The organism is Streptomyces sp. BF23-19 (assembly GCF_041106355.1).
Classification (GTDB): Bacteria; Actinomycetota; Actinomycetes; order Streptomycetales; family Streptomycetaceae; genus Streptomyces; species Streptomyces virginiae_A.
In genome coordinates this window covers 29,585-50,012 of the sequence record NZ_JBGBPT010000011.1, presented here as the reverse complement: position 1 = coordinate 50,012, position 20,428 = coordinate 29,585, and the positions used below count along the sequence as shown (strand labels likewise).

Here is a 20,428-nt window from a genome sequence, read left to right as displayed (position 1 = left end):
ACATTTCCGTTCCGCTTCCCACGGGTGGGCCCTAGGGGGTGTGCGCGTCGGAGCCGGCCCGAAGGCGGTGGCGCCGCTATGTGATCGAGGACGGTCGGTGGCGCCGCGGCGGGTCGGGTTCTGCGTGCAGCCCTTCCGGTTCCGGTCGAGGACCTGGTTGCGGTGCCGGCCGAGCGCGTGGTGCGAGGAGAGCAGGTGGAACCCTGTCTCCTGCGCACCGTCCTCGGCGGTTGTACGCGCATCGCCCCACTCCGCCGTGGCGCGGCGCGCGTCCCGTTCAGCCCCCGGTGACCTGGCGCGGCAGACCCAGCGGGTTGGACTCGCGCAGCTCCGCGGGAAGGAGCGCGTCCGGCACGGACTGGTAGGCGACCGGCCGCAGCCAGCGCTCGATCGCGGTGCCGCCGACCGAGGTGGAGTGCGAGGTGGCCGCCGGGTAGGGGCCACCGTGGTGCTGGGCCGGGGCCACCGCCACCCCGGTCGGCCAGCCGTTGACCACGATCCGTCCCGCCAGCCCGGTGACCTGCCCGATCAGCTCGCCGGCCGGGCCCGGCGCGCCCTCGGTCTCGGCGGCCGACAGCTGGAGGGTGGCGCTCAGGTTCCCGCCGAGGAGCCCGAGGACCGCGCTCGCCTCGTCCTGGTCGGCGTACCGCACGACGACGGTGACCGGACCGAAGCACTCCTCCAGGAGGACGTCGTACGCGCCGCCCTCCAGGAGCTGCCCGGCCGGCACCGTCAGGTAGCCCGCCCCGACGGTGTGCTCCCCGCCGGAACCGGGGGTCACGGGCGCGTCGACGCCGGGCAGCGCGGCCCGTTCGCGTACCCCGGAGACGAAGTTCTCCCGCATCCGGTGGTCGAGCAGCACCCCGGGCTCGGTCTCCCCGAGCGCCTTGGTGAGCTCGCCGGTGACCCGGTCGCCGTCCACGCCCTCGGGGACCAGCACCAGGCCGGGCTTCACGCAGAACTGCCCGACGCCGAGGGTGACCGCGCCCGCGAGCCCGGCGCCGATCTCCTCGGCGCGTTCGGCGGCGGCGGCCGGGGTGACCACGACGGGGTTGAGGGAGCCCAGTTCACCGTGGAAGGGGATGGGCACGGGCCGGGCGGCGGCCGCGTCGAACAGGGCCCGCCCGCCCCGGATGGAACCGGTGAATCCGGCGGCGGCCACCAAGGGGTGGCGGATCAGCTCCAGGCCGGAGTCGAACCCGTGGACCACGCTCACCACTTCGGCCGGGAGCCCGGTCAGGGCCGCGGCCCGGCGCAGCAGCGAAGCGCACAGCTCGGAGGTGGCGGGGTGGTCGGGGTGCGCCTTGACGACCACCGGGCAGCCGGCGGCCAGCGCGCTCGCGGTGTCGCCGCCGGGGACGGAGAAGGCGAGCGGGAAGTTGGAGGCGGCGTAGACCGCGACCACGCCGAGCGGGATCTTGTAGCGGCGCAGCTCGGGGCGCGGCGGGCTGAGGGTGGGATCGGCGCGGTCGATCCGGATGTCGAGGTAGGCCCCGGCGTCCACGGCGTCGGCGAAGGCGCGCAGCTGGCCGGTGGTGCGGGCCAGTTCGCCGGTGAGCCGGCCCGGGCCGAGCGCGGTCTCGGCGTCGGCGGCCTCGATCACGTGGGCGGCCGACTCGTCCAGCAGTGCGGCGGCGGCGCGCAGGAAGGCGGCGCGGACGGTGGCGTCGGCGAGTGCGCCGCGGGCGGCGTGGGCGGCCCGTACGGCTTCGTCCACCTCCTGGGGTGTGGCCTCCACCGCAACTTGTTCGCGCTGCTTCCCGGTGCGGGGGTCCACACTCCAGACTGAAGTCGTTGTCATGGCCCGCCGCCTCCTGGATCGTTCAGTATTCTGAACGTCGTTCTGGTGGATGAATGATCACATCTGCTGTGGACTCTATTTCCGCGTCCTCGGCGTGACAAGAGGCGATCAGAGGGGGAGCAGGCGTATGACGACGGCCGAGTCGGGGATTCCGGTCCAGGCGGCGCCGGTCAAATCGGCTGTGCGGACCGTCCTGCTGCTGGAGCATTTCGCGGCGCGGCCGGGCCTGCACAGCCTGGCCGACATCCAGAACGACCTCTCGCTGCCGAAGTCCAGCCTCTACATGCTGCTGCGGACGCTGGTGAACCTCGGGTGGGTGGAGACGGACGCGACGGGCACCCGGTACGGCATCGGAGTACGGGCCCTGCTGGTCGGCAGCTCGTACATCGACGGCGACGAGGTGGTCGCCGCCGCCCGGCCCACCCTGGACCGGCTCTCCGACGACACGACGGAGACCATCCACCTGGCCCGGCTGGACGGGACGAGCGTGGTCTACCTCGCCACCCGGCAGTCCCAGCACTACCTGCGCCCCTTCACCCGGGTCGGGCGGCGGCTGCCCGTGCACTCGACGGCGCTGGGCAAGGCCCTGCTGGCCACGCACACGGACCAGGAGGTACGGGGGCTGCTGCCGCGGCGGCTGGAGGCGGTCACCGAGCACACCCTCACCGACCGGGAGCAGCTGATCGACGAGCTGGCGCTGGTGCGGGAGCAGGGCTACGCGATGGACCGGGAGGAGAACACGCTCGGGCTGCGCTGCTTCGGGGTGGCCGTGCCGTACCGGACGCCGGCGCGGGACGCGGTGAGCTGCTCGGTGCCGGTGGCCCGGCTGACGGGGGAGCACGAGCAACTCATCAAGGCGGCGCTGTTCGAGGCGCGGGACAGGCTGTCGGTGGTGACGCGCCGCATGTGACGTGCCGCGGGCGGGACGGGTGTTGTTCCTCCCCCGCGTGGGGGAGGCGGTTCCCCATCACGGGGGAGGTGGCGGGGCCGCGCAGCCGCGAACGTTGAGTCATGAACACGCGAGAGACGCATCCGAGTGACCTGACGGAAGTGAAGCTGCCGTCGCCCTCCCGCCCGGGTGCCGGGCGGCGGGTCCTGCGAGCGGTGGCCCTGGCGGCCACGGTGCCGTATCTGGGTCTCAAGACGCTCTGGCTGTGCGGGAGTCACCTCGGGATACCCGAGGGCAGCGTGCTGCGGGAGCCGGGCCCGTTCTTCATGGCGGCCAATTCCGTCACGCTGGCCATGGACGCCTGCGTGATCCTGCTCGTCCTGGTGCTCACCAGGCCCTGGGGCATACGGGTGCCGGGCCCGCTGCTGACCGTCCCGGTGTTCGTGGCCACCGGGCTGCTGACCCCGATCCTCCTCGGCTTCCCGGGCCAACTGCTCGTACGCGCCATCGGCTTCGGGACGGAGCCGATGGGACAGGCGGCGCGGGAGCCCTTCCTGGACCCGTGGGTGTTCCACGTCGTCTACACCGGATTCTCGATCCAAGGACTCGCCCTGGCGGCTCTGTTCGTGCCCTATGCGCGGGAGCGCTGGGGGCGGGCCTGGCGGGGCGTGACGGGGGAGCGGCTGCCGTCGTCCACGGGGGTAATGGCGGCAGCCGCTGCGGCCGTCGGCCTCGCGGTCGCGGGCGTGTCCCTGTACTGGGCCTTCGGCGGTGCCGCCGGCCTGGGCGCCGAGCGGGCGGCCGCCCACTCCGCCGACACGGCCGTGGTGTCCGTGGTCCACGCGGTGTGCGCGGTCGCCGCCGGAATCGGGGCTCTGCTGCTGGCCCGTGGCGGGACGCTGCGGGCGCGGTGGCCGCTGGGCCTTACCTGGGTCGGCGGGGCGGCGACGCTGAGCTGGGGGGCATGGATGACGCTCGCCGCGCTGGGACCGCAATTGGACGGTGGTGAAGGGCCTCCCGTCGCAACGGTGTTGATCTACGCTGTCCAGATGACCACCGGATTGCTCGCCGGCACCGTCCTCATACGGTTCCTCGCCACCCGCCGCCCGGGGTGAACCGGTCGCCGGTGGCGCGGGCCCGGTGGCGCTGGGTGCACCTGATCCTCGGCGGCGCCCTGCTGATGCCGTACTTCCTCCTCACGGAGGTGGTGGTCGGTGTCGTCGCGGGCGGGGTCAACGCGCTCGACTCCGGCTCGCTCACCCTCCTGTCCTACGCGGCCTCCCTGCCCCTCGTCGCCGTCACGGCGCTGTTCGGGCCGGTCCGGCCGATGTCGGTGGCCGCCGTACGGGCCATGTGCGAGGTGCCGGGGGAGGAGTTGGCCGACGGGCCCGCGCACTCCTGGGCCGCGCGGGGGCGGGCCTCGGCCTGGTGGACCCTGCACCTCGGGATCGGCGCGCTGATCAGCGGGATGACCCTCGCGGTGCCGCCCATGGCGGTCCTGCTGATCGCGGTGCCCGTCGTGGGGCGGATGCGGGACATGCGGTTGGGGTACGGCTGGTTCGCCACGGACGCCGCCCCGTACGTCGCCCCGCTGCTCGGCATCGGGCTGCTGGCCGGGCTCACCCTGTGCGCGGTCGGAGCCGGGAGGCTGCTGGCCGGGACGGCGCCCGTACTGCTCGGGCCCACGGCGGCGGACCGGCTGGCCGCGGCCGAGGAGCGGGCCGCCGACCTGGCGGTGCGCAACCGGCTGGCCCGGGAGCTGCACGACGCGGTCGGGCACGCCCTGAGCGCCGTCACCCTCCAGGCCGCCGCGGCCCGGCGGATGCTGGAGCGCGACCCCGACTTCGTACGGGAGGCGCTGGCCGCGATCGAGGACACCACGCGGCGGACGGTGGGCGAGCTCGACGCCGTGCTGGGCCTGCTGCGGGACGGGGACCCGGCCCGGCCGGACACCGCGCCCGCACCCACCCTCGCCGCCGACCTCGACGGGCTGCTGTCCCGCACCCGGGCCGCCGGCACCACCGTCACCGCGCACCAGGACCCCGGACCCGCCGGGGACTGGGCCGCCCTGCCGGCGATCGCCTCCCGCGAGGCGTACCGGATCGTCCAGGAGGGCCTCACCAACGCCCTGCGGCACGGGGCGGGCCCGGTGGAGCTGCGGATCCGCGTCCAGGCCGGCCCCGACACCGCACACCGTGAACTGGAGATCGTCATGACCAATCCGCCGGCGGCCCCCGCCGAGGACCGGGAGACCCGTACCACCGGGGGCCGCGGACTGCGCGGCTCCGCGGAGCGGGCCGCACTGCTCGGCGGCAGCGTCGAAGCCGGCCCGCACGGGGACCGGTGGCGGCTGCGGGCCGTCCTGCCGCTCGCCGGGGAAGCCCGATGACCGCCGCGCCCGTCCCCTCGACCGCTCCCGCGCCGCGGCCGCCGCTGCGCATCGTGCTCTGCGACGACGAGCGGATGGTCCGCACCGCGCTGCGGGTCATCCTGGAGGCCGAGGCCGACCTGGAGGTCGTCGGCGAGGCGGCCACCGGGGCCGAGGCGGTGCCGCTGGTCCGCTCACTGGCTCCCGACGTGGTGCTCATGGACGTCCGGATGCCCGAGATCGACGGCATCCGGGCCACCGAGCAGATCCTCGCCACCATGGCCGAGCCGCCCCGGATCGTGGTCGTCACCACCTTCGAGAACGACGCCTACGTCTACGACGCGCTGCGGGCGGGAGCCGCCGGCTTCCTCCTCAAGCGGGCCGACCCCGACGAGCTGATCGGCGCGGTCCGGCTCGTCGTCCGTGGTGACTCGCTGCTCTTCCCGGCCGCCGTCCGCTCCCTCGCCGCCGCCCACACGGCCGGCGCCCCGTCCGCCGACGCGCCCTGGGTGGCCCGACTCACCGAGCGCGAGGCCGACGTACTGCGCCTGATGGCCACCGGGCTGTCCAACCACGAGATGAGCGAGCGCCTCGGGGTCGGACCGCAGACCGTCAAGACCCACGTCGCGGCGGTCCTCACCAAGACCGGCTCCCGCGACCGTACCCAGGCGGTCATCGCGGCCTACGAGGGCGGCTTCATCATGAAGAAACGCTGAGAACCCCGCCACAATCGGGGCAGAGCGGAACGGCTGGGGCCGCCGGGACGTCCTTCTGGGGGATGAACAAGACGATCAGGCGTGCGTCGGTCTTCTGTCTGCTTCTGGTGCTGGCCCTGCTGGTCCGCGTCACCTGGGTGCAGGCATACCAAGGCCAGGCCCTCGCAGAAGACAAGCACAACCGCCGGAATCTCATCGGGCAGTACGAGAACCCGCTGGGCAACATCATCGTGGGCGGGGAGGCGATCACCGGCTCGGAGAAGACGGGCGGCAAGGACTTCGGCTACAAGCGGACGTACGTCGACGGCCCCCTGTACGCACCCATCACGGGCTACAGCTCCCAGGCCTACGGCACCACTCTGCTGGAGGGCATCTACAAGAACGTCCTCAACGGCTCCGACAGCCGGCTGAAGACCGTGATGGACATGCTCACCAACAAGCGGGCCTCCCCGGGCAACGTCCTGACCACGATCGACAAGGACGTCCAGAAGGCCACCTACGACGCGCTCCAGGGCAAGCAGGGCGCCGCCGTGGCCATGGACCCCAAGACCGGCGAGATCCTCGCCGTGGTGAACAACCCCTCCTTCGACCCGGGCAGCATCGCCGGCGCCGACGACCAGAAGGCCTGGGACGCCCTCTCCGCCGACAAGGGCAAGGCCATGGAGAACGTGGCGCTGCGCAAGCCCCAGGCGCCCGGCTCCACCTTCAAGCTGGTCACCCTCGCCGCGGCGATCGAGAACGGACTCGTCACCGACATCGACCGGCAGACCGGGATCGCCGACCCGTACACGATCCCCGGCACCCGCACCCCGCTGCCCAGCGAGGCGGGCTCCGCGGCCTGCAACAACGTCTCGGTGCGCACCGCCCTGCGGCTGTCCTGCAACAACGTCTTCGCCGAGCTCGCCTCGAAGCTGGGCCAGGACAAGATGCGGGCGACGGCCGAGAAGCTCGGTTTCAACGTGCAGATCGACACCCCGGTCCGCACCAACCCGTCCAGCAAGTACCCGTCGAAGAAGATGTCGATCGACCAGGTCGCGCAGACCGGTATCGGCCAGTTCGACGTGCAGGCCACCCCGCTCCAGATGGCGATGGTGACGGCCGCGATCGAGAACGGCGGCAAGCTCGTCGCCCCGCACCTGGTCTCCGAGGTCACCGACGCGGGCGGCGACGTGCTGGAGAGCTTCAAGGACCCGAAGTCCCAGCAGGTCATGGGAGAGAAGACCGCCTCGATGATCCGCGACGCCATGCGTACGGTCGCCACCGAGGGCGGCGGCAAGCCGGCCCAGGTGTCCGGCGCCGAGGTCGGCGGCAAGACCGGTACGGCCCAGCGCGGTGTCAACAACAGCCTCGCTCCGCTGGCCTGGTTCACCTCCTACGGCAAGTCCAACGGCAAGCAGATCGCGGTGGCCGTGGTGATCGAGAACTCCGACACCGACCGCTCCGAGATCGGCGGCGGGAAGCTGGCCGCCCCCATCGCCCAGAAGATGATGGAGGCGTGGCTGAAGAAGTAGCCACGAACGCCGCACGGCCGACGCGCCGGGAACCGTCGAGGTGCCCGGCGCGTTCCCACTCCCATGATCAGAGCCGCGCTCCCCGCCGACGTCCCCGCGATCGCCGCCCTGCACGTCCGGGCCCGCGCCACCTACTACCAGGGCCACATTCCCGAGCAGGCCCACCTGGGCGACGCCGAGCTCCAGCGGACCCGCGAGGGCTGGTCGCAGGCCCTCGCCCGGGACGCCGCCGAGGGCGAGGTGCTCTGCGCCGAGCAGGACGGCGAGCTCACCGGGGTCGCCGCGTTCCGCACGCGGGACGGCGAGACCACCCTCACCCAGCTCCACGTCGATCCCGTCCACTGGCGCCGCGGCACCGGGGCCGCCCTGCACGCCGCCTGCCTGGCCGCCTGGCGGCGGGCCGGAATCCGCCGGGTCCGCCTGGAGGTCTACGAGCACAACCTCCGCGCCCAGGCCTTCTACGCCACCCATGGCTGGCTCGCGGACCCGTCGGCCCCCCGCTCGGGCTCCCACCGGACCCTCTGGTTGCAGGTGGGCCAGGTGCCGGTCCCGTCCGGGGAATGAGACGGGGCAGTGAATGGTTGAACCACAAACCGTTTCACCCCCCCTGAACCCGGAGAGAAGAAGGATCATGCGCGTCGAGATCTGGAGCGACATCGCTTGTCCCTGGTGCTACATCGGTAAGGCCCGTTTCACCAAGGGCCTGGCCGAGTTCGCTCACCGAGACGAGGTGGAGGTCGTCTTCCGGTCCTTCGAGCTCGACCCGAGTGGGGCGAAGGGCGTCACCGCTCCGGTCGTGGAGATGCTCGCCAAGAAGTACGGCCGCACCCTCGACGAGGCGCGCGGTATGGAGGAGCACGTCGCCGCCACCGCCCGCGCGGAGGGGCTCACCTACCTCACCGAGGGCCGCGACCACGGCAACACCTTCGACATCCACCGACTGCTGCACCTGGCCGCCGGCCGCGGTCACCAGGAGGAGCTGCTCGACCTCGCCTACCGCGCCAACTTCGGCGAGGAGCGCTCCGTCTTCGACCCCGAGGTACTGATCGCCCTCGCCGTCGAGGCCGGACTGGACGAGGCCGAGGCCCGCGCCGTCCTCGCCGACGACTCCGCCTACGCCGACGAGGTCCGCGCCGACGAGCGCGAGGCCGCCGAGCTGGGCGCGAACGCCGTGCCGTTCTTCGTCCTCGACCGCCGCTACGGGATCTCCGGCGGGCAGCCGGCCGAGGTGTTCACCCGGGCCCTGGAACAGGCGTGGGCCGGGCGCGAGGTCGAGGAGCCGGCCGCGGCCGCCGAGGCCTGCGAGCCCGACGGCGCGTGCGCGGTCCCGCAGGCATAGGGATCGCTCGGGGAGCCCCGGACACTCGGGATCCGGACGACTCGGGATCCGGATGACTCGGGGATCCGGACATCTCGGAGACTCGGTGAACTCGGCAATGGACTGCGGGTCGTTCCTGGCGCAGAGTTGAAGGCATGGATCTTGCGCTCGCCGAAGCGACCCGTGCCGAGTTCGCCCACTCCACCACCTACCTCAACACCGCCAAGTGCGGGGTCGTCCCGCGTTCCGCCGTCGCGGCCGTTCGGGAGCTGGCCGAGGCGGCGGGGGCCGGGCTCCCCACCGGCTTCGGCGACTTCGACCGCGTGAACGGGGCCCGGGCGGCCTTCGCCCGCCTCGTAGGGGTCGACACCGACCGGGTGTCCGTCGGCTCGGCCGTCTCCACCCACGTCGGCCTCGTCGCCGCCTCGCTCCCGTCCGGCGCCGAAGTGCTCTGCCCCGAGGGTGAGTTCTCCTCCCTGATCAACCCCTTCGTGGCGCGCGGCGACCTCAAGATGCGCTTCGCCCCGCTCGAATCCGTCGCCGAGCACGTCGGCCCCGGCACCGCCCTGGTCGCGCTGAGCGTCGTGCAGTCCGCGGACGGCCGCAAGGCCGACCTGGCCGCGGTGCGCGCGGCGTCGACCGCGCACGGGGCCCGGATGCTCGTGGACGCGACCCAGGCCGTCGGCTGGCTCCCCTTCGACGCCTCCCCGTACGAGTACACGGTCGCCGCCGGCTTCAAATGGCTGCTCGGCGTGCGCGGAGCCTCGTACCTGACGGTGGCGCGCGAAGCCCAGCACACCCTGACCCCGCTGCACGCCGGCTGGGTGCCCGCGGTCGCCGACGGGGACGCCACCTACGGGCCGATGGCGGGACTCGCCCACGGGGCACGACGGTTCGACGAGTCCCCCGCCTTCCTCGCCTACCACGCCTCCGCGGCCGCGCTGGCCCTGCTGGAGCGGATCGGCATCGAGGCCGTCCACGCCCACGACACCGCCCTGGCCGCCCGCTACCGGGCCGGCATCGCGCGCCTGGGCCACGAGCCCGTCCCCGGCGACTGCGCCATCGTCTCCGTGCCGGGCCTCGCCGACCGGCAGCCCGCCCTGGAGGCGGCCGGCATCGCCACATCGGCCCGCGCGGGCCTGCTGCGGGCCTCGTTCCACCTCTACAACACGGAGGCGGACGTGGACCGGCTCCTGAACGCCCTCTCCGACTCCTGACGGGGCGGGTCCCGTGCGTACAGTGCCGCCATGAACGATGTGAGTGATGTGAGCGACGTGCTGCACGTGAAGGGGCGGGTGCTGGTCGGGCCCGACGAGGTACGCGACGAGCTCTGGGTGGTCGGCGGGCGGATCTCCTACGAGCGCCCGCTCGGCGCCCATGAGATCACCACGGTGACCGGCTGGGCCCTGCCCGGACTGGTCGACGCGCACTGCCACGTGGGGTTGGACGCCCACGGCCCGGTCGACGCCGCGACCGCCGAGCGCCAGGCCCTCACCGACCGCGACGCCGGGACCCTCCTCATCCGCGACGCCGGCTCACCCTCCGACACCCGCTGGATCGACGACCGCGAGGACCTGCCGAAGATCATCCGGGCCGGCCGGCACATCGCGCGCACCCGTCGCTACATCCGCAACTACGCCCACGAGATCGAGCCCGCCGACCTCGTCGAGTACGTCGGGCGCGAGGCGCTGCGCGGCGACGGCTGGGTCAAGCTCGTCGGCGACTGGATCGACCGCGACGCCGGTGACCTCGCCGCCTGCTGGCCGCGCGCCGAGGTCGAGGCGGCCATCGCCGAGGCGCACCGGCTGGGCGCCCGCGTCACGGCGCACTGCTTCGCCGAGGACTCGCTGCGCGACCTCGTCGAGGCGGGCATCGACTGCATCGAACACGCCACCGGCCTCACCGAGGACACCATCCCGCTGTTCGCGCAGCACGGGGTCGCGATCGTCCCGACGCTCGTGAACATCGCCAACTTCCCGAAGATGGCGGCGGGCGGCGAGGCGAAGTTCCCCAACTGGTCGGCGCACATGCGACGGCTCCACGAACGGCGCTACGACACCGTCCGAGCCGCCTACGACGCGGGCATCGAGGTCTTCGTCGGCACCGACGCGGGCGGCTCCCTGCCGCACGGCCTGGTCGCGGCGGAGGTCGCGGAGCTGGTCAAGGCCGGTATCCCGGCGATCGACGCCCTCTCCGCGACGGCCTGGGCGGCCCGGGAGTGGCTCGGCAGGCCGGGGCTGACCGAGGGGGCGCCCGCCGACCTCGTGGTGTACGCCGCCGACCCACGCGTCGACGTGGGCGTGCTGGCGCAGCCGCTGCGGGTCGTCGTGAACGGCCGGATCCGGGCCTGAACCGTGCGCCGGCGCCCGGTTGACGTCGCGTGACATCGGCGGCCCGTCGGTCGTTGAAGACGACCGCACGGGCCGGATGTCCGTGAAGGGAGAGCACTTGCGTTCAACATGAGGCGCAATGATTCGAATATGCGCCCGGAAACCACCCTTTGAGGTGAAGTAACGTCAGCTTGCCCCTCGTTCACCCACAGTGCGTAAAGATTCCGGGGTCGAGTCCGTCGGCGCCCGCGGTGTCCCCCATCGGCGGCGCGACGGCACCCAACTCCCCGGGGGTTCCACCACCGTGAACAGCCATACCTTCCGCATGCCCGCGGCCGTCCTCCTCGCCACGGGAGCGGTCGCCCTGCTCACCGCGCCGCCCGCCTTCGCCACGGGAGGGGGCGCCACCGGGGGTGAGGGCAAGGCCGGCGCCGTCGTCCTGCGCGCCGGACTGGACGTGGGTCTGCTCAACACCGTGCACGTCCCGCTGAAGACGACCCTCAACGAGGTCAGTGCCCCGGCGACGGCCGAGAAGACCGCGCTGACCGTCACGCTGGACGGGGTCGAGGGGAACAAGCCGGTCAGTGTGCTGCGCGCCGACGTGGCCACCTCCAAGGCCACCGCCGACAAGACCCGGGCCGAGGCGGAGGCGAACCTGGCCAAGGCCTCCGTCCACGTCCCCGGACTGCCGCTGCTCTCCCTCATCGAGGTGGAGAAGGTCACCTCCAAGGCCGTCTGCGAGGCGGGCAAGAAGCCGGTGGCCGGTGCGAACGTCCTCGGGACGGTGACGGCGCTCGGCAAGAAGGTCACCCTGTCCGCCGGTGGCCCCACCAAGGTCGAGGTTCCCGGAGTGGGCCGGATCGACCTGGAGCTGTCCGGCACGGAGACCACCTCCACCACGGCGGCCGCCGCCGCGCTCCGCCTGAAGATCGCGGTGAACCCGCTCAACCTGAACGTGGCGAAGGTCGACGGCGAGATCGTGCTCGCCGAGGCGCACTGCGAGTCCCCGGCGGGCGCGGCGCCGTCCGCGAACCCGCCCGCGAACCCGGACATCAAGCCCCAGACGGCGACCGGGACGGGCGCCGGCTCCGTCACGTCCGGTGGCACCACCGGCACCACCGGTGCCAACCTCGCCGAGACCGGCGGCGGTTCACTGACTCCCTACGTCGCGGGCGGGGCCCTGACCCTGCTCGCCATCGGCGGGGGCGCGCTCCTGCTCACCCGGCGGGGCAGGGCCTCGTAGGGCGGCCGGGAGCCCCGGGCCGCCGCCCGGCGCGTCCGCCCCGAGGAGCGCACGGAGGGGAGTGCTCAACGGGCGACGGGCGAGGACGGGCGGCGGCCCCGGGGCGACTCAGGGGTCGACCCGTGGGTCGACGGACCCGGCGGTCGACGGCCCCGGTGCTCAGTGGGTGGCGTGCTCCAGGCCCTGTCCGTCCGCACCACGTGACATCACGGCCTCGGTGACCTGCTGGTCGATCCGCGCGTACTCGCTCCGCTTCGCCGCCGGGAGCGAGGTGTCCGAGGCCGCGCAGGAGGCGCAGACGACACGGAACGGCGGCCCCATGTCCGAGTACTGCGTGAGGTATTCGGCCTTCACCACCTCCCAGCGGCCCGGACGGCCCGCCGTCGGGGAGAAGGTGAAGCGGGGCACCGAGGACTGGTTGCCGCGCAGTTTGTCGGCCGGGACGAAGCTGGCGACCTGGTCGCCCATCCCGAAGACCACCCAGGTGCCGTTGATCTTCTCGTAGGGCTGCGGCACGTGGTTGTGCGTACCGATGATCAGATCGATGTCGGGGAGCCCGTCGGCCGAGCGGGAGGCGGTCAGCGCCTGCGCCAACTCCTTCTGCTGCTCGTCGGGCGCCGTCTGCCACTCGGTACCCCAGTGGACGCTCAGCACCACCACGTTCGCGCCCTGCGCCCGTGCGGCCCGGGCGTCCGCGATGATCCGGTCCTTGTCGATCAGATTGACGGCCCACGGCTTGCCCTGCGGAAGTGGGATGCCGTTCGTGCCGTAGGTGTAGGAGAGCTGGGCGACCTTCGCCCCGCCCGCCGCGAGCAGCGCCGGGGCCTTGGCCTCCTCCGCGCTGCGGGCCGAGCCGACGTGCGGGACACCGACCCGGTCGAGGTGCTCCAGGGTGCGGGCGAGACCCTCGTAGCCGTCGTCCAGCGTGTGGTTCGAGGCGGTGGAACAGCTGTCGTAGCCGGCGTCCTTGAGGGCGTCCGCGAGCTGGTGCGGGGCCTTGAAGGTGGGATAGCCGGTGTAGGGGCCGCCGGGGCGCCCGTACGGTATCTCGTGGTGGCATATCGCCAGGTCGGCGGCGGACACCAGGGGTTTGACCCCGGCGAGTATCTTCCGGAAGTCGTACTCCCCGGCCTTGCCCGCGTCGTCCGCCGACCGCTGCACGATCGACGGGTACGGGATGATGTCGCCCGTCGCCACCAGCGTGAACGGCTTCCCGGCGGCGGCCACGGCGGTGCCTTGCGGCCTGTCCGCCTCGCCCTGCCCCGGCTTGCCCCGGAACCGCTGCCCCGTGGCGGGCGCCGCCGTTCCGTCGTCGAACAGCCGCGGTACGGCGTAGATCCCGCCGCCCACGACCGCCAGCGCGGCCAGCGCGGCCAGCGCCGTGCCTATGCTCGCGGATGCCTTCATTCCCGCCCCCGGATCTCATGCGCCGATGCGGGGATCCTCACCCGGCCCCGCCCCCGCGGCCATCGTAGGGGGCCGAACGGGTGACGGCGCCGTCGACGCTCCGTGACGAGTACAGGTCGGACGGGTCCGGGAAGGCCGGTACATCCGGTGAGGCCGGTGAGGCCGGTGAGGCCGGCACGCCCCGCATGTGCTCAGCGTGCGGCCAGCGCGAGTGCGTGGTCCATGGCCTGGAGCAGCCGGCCCGTCGTCGCCCGGTCGCGCACCGCCAGCCGCAGCCAGGAGTGGTCCAGCCCCGGGAAGGTGTCCCCGCGGCGGACGGCGAAGCCGAGGGCGCGCAGCCGGGTGCGGACCTCGGCCCCGCCCGCCACCTGGATCAGCACGAACGGCCCCTCCGCCACCCCGACGGACGTCACCTCGTCGAACTCCGCGAGCCCGGCCAGCAGGTGCGCCCGGTCCACCGCGATCCGCCGGGCCGCCTCCTGCGCCTCGGCCAGCGCCGCCGGAGCCATACAGGCCTCGGCCGCCACCAGCGCCGGGGTCGAGACCGGCCACAGCGGCTGCGCGGCCGCCAGCTTCGCGATCACCTCGGGCTCGGCCAGTACGTAGCCGATCCGCAGCCCCGCCAACCCCCACGTCTTGGTCAGGCTCCGCAGCACCACCAGCCCCGGCAGGTCCATCCGCCCGGCCAGGGCCTCCCGCTCACCCGGGACCGCGTCCATGAACGCCTCGTCCACGACCAGGATCCGGCCCGGCCGGGCCAGCGCGGAGAGGGTTCCCGCCGGGTGCAGTACGGACGTCGGGTTGGTCGGGTTGCCGATCACCACGAGGTCCGCGTCCTCGGGCACGGCCGCCGGGTCCAGCCGGAAGCCGTCCGCCGCCCGCAGCACCACACGCTCGACCCGGTGCCCGGCGTCCCGCAGGGCGGCCTCCGGCTCGGTGAACTGCGGATGCACCACGACCGGCCGGACGGCTCCCAGGGCTCGGGCGATCAGTACGAACGCCTCCGCCGCCCCGGCCGTCAACAGCACCCGCTCGACCGGCAGCCCGTGCCGAGCCGCCACCGCCGCGCGGGCGGGCCGCCCGTCGGGATACGCGGCGAGATCCCCGAGGGAGGCGGCGATCCGCCGCTTGAGCCAGTCCGGGGGCGTGTCCGCACGTACGTTGACGGCCAGGTCCACCAGCGCGGAGCCCGCGTCGATCACCTCGGCGTCCCCGTGGTGGCGCAGGTCGTGCGTGTGCGTCGTGGCCACGGCGCAGGTCGCCGACACCGACCGCCGCTTGGGCACGAGGAGTTCCCCGCCGCCCGCGAGGGCGGCGGCCTCCGCCACCGAGGGGGTCCCGGTGGCGGCACGCGCCGCCTCCGAGGGGTGCGGCACGATGACGGCGGCCAGCCGGTCGGCGGGGTAGCTCACCAGGGGGACGCCGAAACGTTCCGCCGCACCCGTGATCCCGGGCTCGTCCGCCTTCGACTCCACCGTGGCCAGCGCCGTCACCGACCCCACGGCCAGCCCGGCCCCCCGCAGCGTCTCCTCGACCAGGGCGCAGACCTCCGCGACGGAAACCCCCGCGCGTCCGCCGACCCCGACCACCACCTGCGTCGTGTACTCGCCCACCGCGGGCCCTCCCTCCGTAGTCACCGTCACCGTCACTGGCACCGACACATCACGTGCACCGGCCGTTCGTCAACCCTCCGCCGCCCGCCGCCCGCGCGCGGACGTGCGCGCGGGGCGAGGAGTCTGTATTCAGGGGCGCATGGCCGTGATCGTGGCGTTGGGCGCGTTCCTGATGACCCTGGCGGGCGGATGGGCGGCGCAGCGCGTCACCGACCGCCGCCACCTCGTGCTGGGCCTGGCCGGTGGGCTGATGCTCGGCGTCGTCGGCCTCGACCTGCTCCCGGAGGCCCTCCACGCGGCGGGCGACGAGGTGTTCGGGGTCCCGCTCGCCCTGCTGCTCTTCGTGGCCGGATTCCTGGTCGCGCACGTCGTGGAACGGCTGTTGGCGGTCCGCCAGGCCGCGCACGGCGCCGAGGACGGCGCCCGCGTCCCCCAGGTCGGACTCACCGCGGCCGCGGCCATGGTCGGCCACAGCCTCGCCGACGGGGTGGCCCTGGGAGCGGCCTTCCAGGTCGGTGGGGGGATGGGCGTGGCCGTGGCGCTGGCCGTGATCACCCACGACTTCGCCGACGGGTTCAACACGTACACGCTCACCAGCCTCTACGGGAACGACCGCCGCAAGGCCCTGATGATGCTCTTCGCGGACGCCGTCGCCCCGGTCGTGGGCGCGGCGTCCACTTTGCTGTTCACCCTTCCGGAGGAACCGCTCGGCGCGTACCTCGGCTTCTTCGGAGGCGTCCTGCTGTACCTCGCCTCCGCCGAGATCCTCCCCGAGGCCCACCACAAGCACCCCGCCCTGTCCACGCTGATGTGCACGGTGGGCGGGGTGGCCGGGATCTGGCTCGTGGTGGGCATCGCGGACTGAGCGCCGGCCGGGGACGGAGGTCACCGCCGTGCTGCCGCGGCTTCCGTGAAGCGGCGGGCGACGGACGGCTCCGCCGCCCAGTGGGTGTGCAGGTAGCTGGCGTGCACGCCCTGCTGCACGAAGCCCTCGACCCGGCGCTCCGGGTGGGTGAACCCCCAGGCCGGGGCCGCCCCGGCGCCCGGCTCGATCACCGTCCGGTGGAACTCGTGCCCGCGCAGCCGGGTCCCGGCCCGCGCGAGCGGGCTGTCGGACACGGCCACCGCCTCGCGGTAGCCGAGGGTCAGGCGCTCCGACATCCGCGCGTCGGCGTCGAGCACCCCGCACATGGGCTTCCCGTCCAACGACCGGCCGAGGTAGAGCAGCCCGGCGCACTCGGCGGCGACCGGGCCGCCGGCCGCGGCGAAGGCGGCGACGGCCGCCCGCAGCGGTTCGTTGGCGGACAGTTCGGGCGCGTACATCTCCGGGAAGCCGCCGCCTATCACCAGGCCGGCGGTGCCGGGCGGGAGTGCCTCGTCCCGCAGGGGGTCGAAGGTGACGACCTCCGCACCGGCGGCGGTGAGCAGCTCGGTGTGCTCGGCGTAGGAGAAGGTGAAGGCGGCGCCGCCGGCGACCGCGATCACCGGTGCCGCGCCGTTGCCGGGGGCGGCGCCCCCGGACTCCCGCGCCATTGCCGCCGACGGGTCCGCGTGGGGAGACCACGCCTCGCAGTCCAGCGGCGGAGCCGTGCGGGCCAGGGCCATCAGGGCGTCCAGGTCGCAGCCCGCCCGGACCTGCGCGGCCAGCGCCGACACCGAGGCCAGCGCGTCGGTGTGCCGCTCGGCCACCGGGACCAGCCCCAGGTGGCGCGAGGGCGTGGCCACCTGCGGCGCCCGTCGCAGGACGCCGAGCACCGGCATCCCCGCCTCCTCCAGGGCCTCCCGCAGCATCACCTCGTGCCGGTCGGAGCCGACCTTGTTCAGGATCACCCCGCCGAGGCGCACCTGCGGGTCGAAGGACGCGAATCCGTGCACCAGCGCCGCCACCGACCGCGACTGCGAGGAGGCGTCGACCACCAGCACCACCGGCGCCCGCAGCAACTTCGCGACCTGCGCCGTCGACGCCAGTTCACCCCGGCCCGCGGCCCCGTCGTAGAGCCCCATGACGCCCTCGACCACGGCCAGATCGCACCCGGCCGCCCCGTGTGCGAACAGCGGAGCGACCAGGTCCGGTCCGCACATGAAGGCGTCGAGGTTGCGTCCCGGCCGGCCGGTGGCCAGCGCGTGGTAACCGGGGTCGATGTAGTCGGGCCCGGCCTTGTGCGGGGACACGGCGAGGCCGCGCTCCGAGAAGGCCGCCATCAGGCCCGTGGCCACGGTGGTCTTGCCGCTGCCCGACGAGGGAGCGGCGATGACCAGCCGGGGTACGTTGAACGAAGTCACCACTCGATGCCCTTCTGGCCCTTCTGCCCCGTGTCCATCGGGTGCTTGACCTTGGTCATCTCGGTGACGAGGTCCGCGAACTCCACCAGCTTCTCCGGCGCGTTGCGGCCCGTGATCACCACGTGCTGCGTGCCGGGACGGCCCCGCAGCACCTCGATGACCTCGTCGACGTCGATCCAGCCCCAGTGCATCGGGTAGGCGAACTCGTCCAGCACGTACAGCTTGTGCGTCTCGGCGGCCAGATCGCGCTTGACCTGCTCCCAGCCTTCCTTGGCCGCCTGCTCGTTGTCGAGCTGCGCGTCCCGCTGGACCCAGGACCAGCCCTCGCCCATCTTGTGCCAGACGACGGAGCCGCCCTCGCCGGAGGCGCCGAGCACCTTGAGCGCGTTCTCCTCGCCGACCTTCCACTTCGCCGACTTGACGAACTGGAACACCCCGATCGGCCAGCCCTGGTTCCAGGCGCGCAGCGCCAGCCCGAAGGCCGCCGTGGACTTGCCCTTGCCGGGGCCGGTGTGGACGAAGACCAGCGGACGGTTGCGGCGCTGGCGCGTCGTGAGCCCGTCGTCCGGAACGACGGACGGCTGTCCCTGAGGCATTACGCGGCCCTCCTGTTGCTGCTGTCGGGTGAAGCGGTGGTGGATGCCACCGCGGTACGTACGTTCTTCACGAGCCCGGCCAGCGAGTCGGCCCGCAGCCCGTCCAGCGTGACGGCGGGACCTCCGAGGTCCCGGGCCAGTACGCCGGCCAGTCCCAGCCGGACCGGCCCGGACTCGCAGTCCACGACCACGGAGGCGACGCCCCCGGCCTGCAGCAGCCGCGCGCTGTGCCCCGCGAGCTCCCGCGGGGTGCTGTCCGTACGGCCCCCGACGTTCCCGGCCGAGGTGGCCCGCCCGTCGGTGACCACCACGAGCAGCGGCCGGCGCGAGGGATCCCGCAGCCGCTCGATCCGCAGCACCTCGTGGGCCTTCAACAGTCCGGCGGCCAGCGGGGTGCGGCCGCCCGTCGGCAGCTGCTCCAGCCGGGCCGCCGCCGCGTCCACCGAGGAGGTCGGCGGCAGGGCCAGCTCGGCCGTGGCACCCCGGAAGGTGATCAGGCCGACCTTGTCCCGGCGCTGGTACGCGTCCAGGAGCAGCGACAGCACGGCGCCCTTGACCGCGCTCATGCGCTGCCGGGCGGCCATGGAGCCGGAGGCGTCGACGACGAAGAGGACGAGGTTGCCCTCACGGCCCTCCCGTGTGGCCTGGCGCAGATCGTCCTTGCGGATCACGAGGCCGCGCCCGTCGCGGCCGCGCGCCTTCTGGTGCGGCGCGGCGGCCTGGATGGTGGCGGCCAGGTGCAACTTCGTCAGATGGCCGCGGGGGCGCTGGGCGCCGGTGGTGCGGCCGTGGGCGGTGCGGGCGCGCGACCGGCGTCCGGACGCGCCCTCGCCGAGGCCGGGCACGCTGAGCATCTTGGTCCGGAACGGCTCGGCGGCACGCACCGCGGCCTGCTCGGGCCCGGCCGCCTCCTGGGCGGAGGGCTGCGGGGCCTCGGGGGCCTCCGCGGGGGCCTCGCCGGAATCGGGGGCCTCGGGGGTCTCGGCCCGGGTGCCCGGGTCCTGGGACCCGTCACCCTGCGGGGGCGTGCCACCGGGTCCGCCGTCGGGACCGCCGCCGGGGCCGTCGTCCTCGGGGCCGCTGTCGTCGGGGCGCTCGGGCTCAGGCTCCGGCTCCGGGTCCTCGTCGGGGAACTCGTCCAGGATCCGGTCGAGCATGTCCTCGTCGAGCCCGGGCGCGTCGAACGGGTTGCGGCGCCGCCGGTGCGGGAGCGCCAGCAGGGCGGCCTGCCGGACGTCTTCCTTCCGTACGTCGGTTTGCCCGGCCCAGGCGGCCAGCGCGGTCGCGGTCCGCGCCATCACGATGTCGGCCCGCATCCCGTCGACCTCGAACCCGGCGCAGGTCGCCGCGATCTGCAGGAGCGCGGTGTCGCCGAGCGAGACCTTCGGGAGCAGCGCCCGCGCGGCCACCACCCGAGCGCGGATTTCGTGCTCGTCCCCGGCCCAGCGGGTCGCGAAGCCCGCGGGGTCGTCCTCGTAGGCGAGCCGGCGGCGGACCACCTCGACGCGCTGGGCGGGCTCGCGGGAGGCGGCCACCTCGACGGTGAGCCCGAACCGGTCGAGGAGCTGCGGCCGCAGCTCGCCCTCCTCGGGGTTCATCGTGCCGACGAGCAGGAAACGGGCCGCGTGCCGGACGGAGACGCCCTCGCGCTCCACGTACGAGGCGCCCATCGCCGCGGCGTCGAGCAACAGGTCGATCAGGTGGTCGTGGAGGAGGTTGACCTCGTCGACGTAGAGGATCCCGCGGTGGGCGTCGGCGAGCAGCCCGGGCTCGAAGGCCTTCACGCCCTCGGCGAGGGCCCGTTCGATGTCGAGGGCGCCGACGAGGCGGTCCTCGGAGGCGCCGACGGGCAGCTCCACCATGCGGGCGGGCCGGACGCCGCCGGGGCCGGGCTCGTGCGGGCCGTCCGGGCAGGCCGGGTCCGGCGTGGCGGGCGCGCAGCTGAACCGGCAGCCCGATACGACGTCCACCTGCGGCAGCAGGGCGGACAGCGCGCGGACGGCGGTGGACTTGGCGGTCCCCTTCTCGCCGCGCACGAGCACACCACCGACCGCCGGGCTGACCGCGTTCAGCAGCAGTGCCAGGCGGAGGTCGGCCTGGCCGACGACCGCGGTGAACGGGTATGGCGTGCTCACGTGTTGCTCACTCCTTGGTGGGGTGCGGTCGGTTGCGAGGTGCGGTTGCGGGGGCCGCTGCGCGGGGCTGGTCCCCCACCCCGCCCCTTCCCGAAACTGGGTCTCCGCCCCAGACCCCGCGCCTCAAACGCCGGCGAGGCTGGATTGCGCAGCAATCCCAGCCCGCGCGGCGTTTGAGCGCACGGGCGCGAAGCGCACGCCCGGGGGGCCGGGGGGTC

General features: G+C 73.8%; 17 protein-coding genes. 11 read left to right on the top strand and 6 right to left on the bottom strand.

What is annotated here, in order from left to right:
* Nucleotides 1-277 precede the first annotated feature (277 nt).
* Complete coding sequence (locus AB8A24_RS09075; protein ID WP_369475307.1) at nt 278-1,801, bottom strand: aldehyde dehydrogenase (NADP(+)); 1,524 nt, start codon at nt 1,799-1,801, stop codon at nt 278-280.
* Between the two features lie 127 nt (nt 1,802-1,928).
* On the opposite strand from AB8A24_RS09075, the gene AB8A24_RS09070 reads away from it, so the two are divergent.
* The 10 genes from AB8A24_RS09070 (at nt 1,929) to AB8A24_RS09025 (ending at nt 12,176) form a co-directional block, all read left to right on the top strand.
* Nucleotides 1,929-2,711, top strand: a complete 783-nt coding sequence (locus AB8A24_RS09070; protein WP_328963822.1) for an IclR family transcriptional regulator — start codon at nt 1,929-1,931, stop codon at nt 2,709-2,711.
* 101 nt (nt 2,712-2,812) lie between these two features.
* Complete coding sequence (locus tag AB8A24_RS09065; protein WP_369475306.1) at nt 2,813-3,805, top strand: hypothetical protein; 993 nt, start codon at nt 2,813-2,815, stop codon at nt 3,803-3,805.
* A 65-nt stretch (nt 3,806-3,870) separates the two neighbouring features.
* Nucleotides 3,871-5,079: a histidine kinase gene (locus tag AB8A24_RS09060; protein ID WP_328966034.1), complete on the top strand. Its 1,209-nt coding sequence runs from the start codon at nt 3,871-3,873 to the stop codon at nt 5,077-5,079.
* Nucleotides 5,076-5,774, top strand: a complete 699-nt coding sequence (locus tag AB8A24_RS09055) for a response regulator transcription factor (protein ID WP_266390142.1) — start codon at nt 5,076-5,078, stop codon at nt 5,772-5,774. Before AB8A24_RS09060 ends, AB8A24_RS09055 begins: the two co-directional genes overlap by 4 nt.
* A gap of 62 nt (nt 5,775-5,836) precedes the next feature.
* On the top strand, nt 5,837-7,285 hold the full coding sequence (locus AB8A24_RS09050; RefSeq protein WP_266390139.1) for a penicillin-binding protein 2: 1,449 nt from the start codon (nt 5,837-5,839) through the stop codon (nt 7,283-7,285).
* Nucleotides 7,286-7,348: 63 nt separating this feature from the next.
* Entirely contained in the window at nt 7,349-7,849 is a 501-nt protein-coding gene (locus tag AB8A24_RS09045) for an N-acetyltransferase family protein (RefSeq protein ID WP_369475305.1), read from the top strand.
* A 67-nt stretch (nt 7,850-7,916) separates the two neighbouring features.
* Nucleotides 7,917-8,624, top strand: coding sequence for a DsbA family oxidoreductase (locus AB8A24_RS09040; protein ID WP_369475304.1), 708 nt, complete (start codon nt 7,917-7,919; stop codon nt 8,622-8,624).
* Between the two features lie 134 nt (nt 8,625-8,758).
* Nucleotides 8,759-9,820 carry an aminotransferase class V-fold PLP-dependent enzyme gene (locus tag AB8A24_RS09035; RefSeq protein ID WP_328963827.1) on the top strand — a complete coding sequence of 354 codons (1,062 nt, stop codon included), beginning with the start codon at nt 8,759-8,761 and terminating at the stop codon, nt 9,818-9,820.
* Between the two features lie 30 nt (nt 9,821-9,850).
* Complete coding sequence (locus tag AB8A24_RS09030) at nt 9,851-10,954, top strand: amidohydrolase family protein (protein WP_369475303.1); 1,104 nt, start codon at nt 9,851-9,853, stop codon at nt 10,952-10,954.
* Nucleotides 10,955-11,237: 283 nt separating this feature from the next.
* Complete coding sequence (locus AB8A24_RS09025) at nt 11,238-12,176, top strand: SCO1860 family LAETG-anchored protein (protein WP_369475302.1); 939 nt, start codon at nt 11,238-11,240, stop codon at nt 12,174-12,176.
* Nucleotides 12,177-12,335: 159 nt separating this feature from the next.
* Here AB8A24_RS09025 and AB8A24_RS09020 read toward each other — a convergent pair whose 3' ends face one another.
* Both AB8A24_RS09020 and cobC read right to left on the bottom strand, forming a co-directional pair.
* Nucleotides 12,336-13,583, bottom strand: a complete 1,248-nt coding sequence (locus AB8A24_RS09020; RefSeq protein WP_369475301.1) for a CapA family protein — start codon at nt 13,581-13,583, stop codon at nt 12,336-12,338.
* A 191-nt stretch (nt 13,584-13,774) separates the two neighbouring features.
* Complete coding sequence (gene cobC / locus AB8A24_RS09015) at nt 13,775-15,196, bottom strand: Rv2231c family pyridoxal phosphate-dependent protein CobC (RefSeq protein ID WP_328963831.1); 1,422 nt, start codon at nt 15,194-15,196, stop codon at nt 13,775-13,777.
* A 139-nt stretch (nt 15,197-15,335) separates the two neighbouring features.
* On the opposite strand from cobC, the gene AB8A24_RS09010 reads away from it, so the two are divergent.
* The gene (locus AB8A24_RS09010) at nt 15,336-16,061 is read left to right on the top strand and encodes a ZIP family metal transporter (RefSeq protein ID WP_030720265.1); all 726 of its coding nucleotides are present in this window, start codon (nt 15,336-15,338) and stop codon (nt 16,059-16,061) included.
* Between the two features lie 20 nt (nt 16,062-16,081).
* Here the strand turns inward: AB8A24_RS09010 and AB8A24_RS09005 are convergent, their stop codons facing one another.
* The 3 genes from AB8A24_RS09005 to AB8A24_RS08995 are packed head-to-tail and all read right to left on the bottom strand — an operon-like array spanning nt 16,082 to nt 20,210.
* Nucleotides 16,082-17,482, bottom strand: a complete 1,401-nt coding sequence (locus AB8A24_RS09005; RefSeq protein ID WP_328963832.1) for a cobyrinate a,c-diamide synthase — start codon at nt 17,480-17,482, stop codon at nt 16,082-16,084.
* On the bottom strand, nt 17,476-18,075 hold the full coding sequence (gene cobO / locus AB8A24_RS09000; protein ID WP_030386572.1) for a cob(I)yrinic acid a,c-diamide adenosyltransferase: 600 nt from the start codon (nt 18,073-18,075) through the stop codon (nt 17,476-17,478). Before cobO ends, AB8A24_RS09005 begins: the two co-directional genes overlap by 7 nt.
* On the bottom strand, nt 18,075-20,210 hold the full coding sequence (locus AB8A24_RS08995) for a putative cobaltochelatase (RefSeq protein ID WP_369475300.1): 2,136 nt from the start codon (nt 20,208-20,210) through the stop codon (nt 18,075-18,077). Before AB8A24_RS08995 ends, cobO begins: the two co-directional genes overlap by 1 nt.
* Nucleotides 20,211-20,428 lie beyond the last annotated feature (218 nt).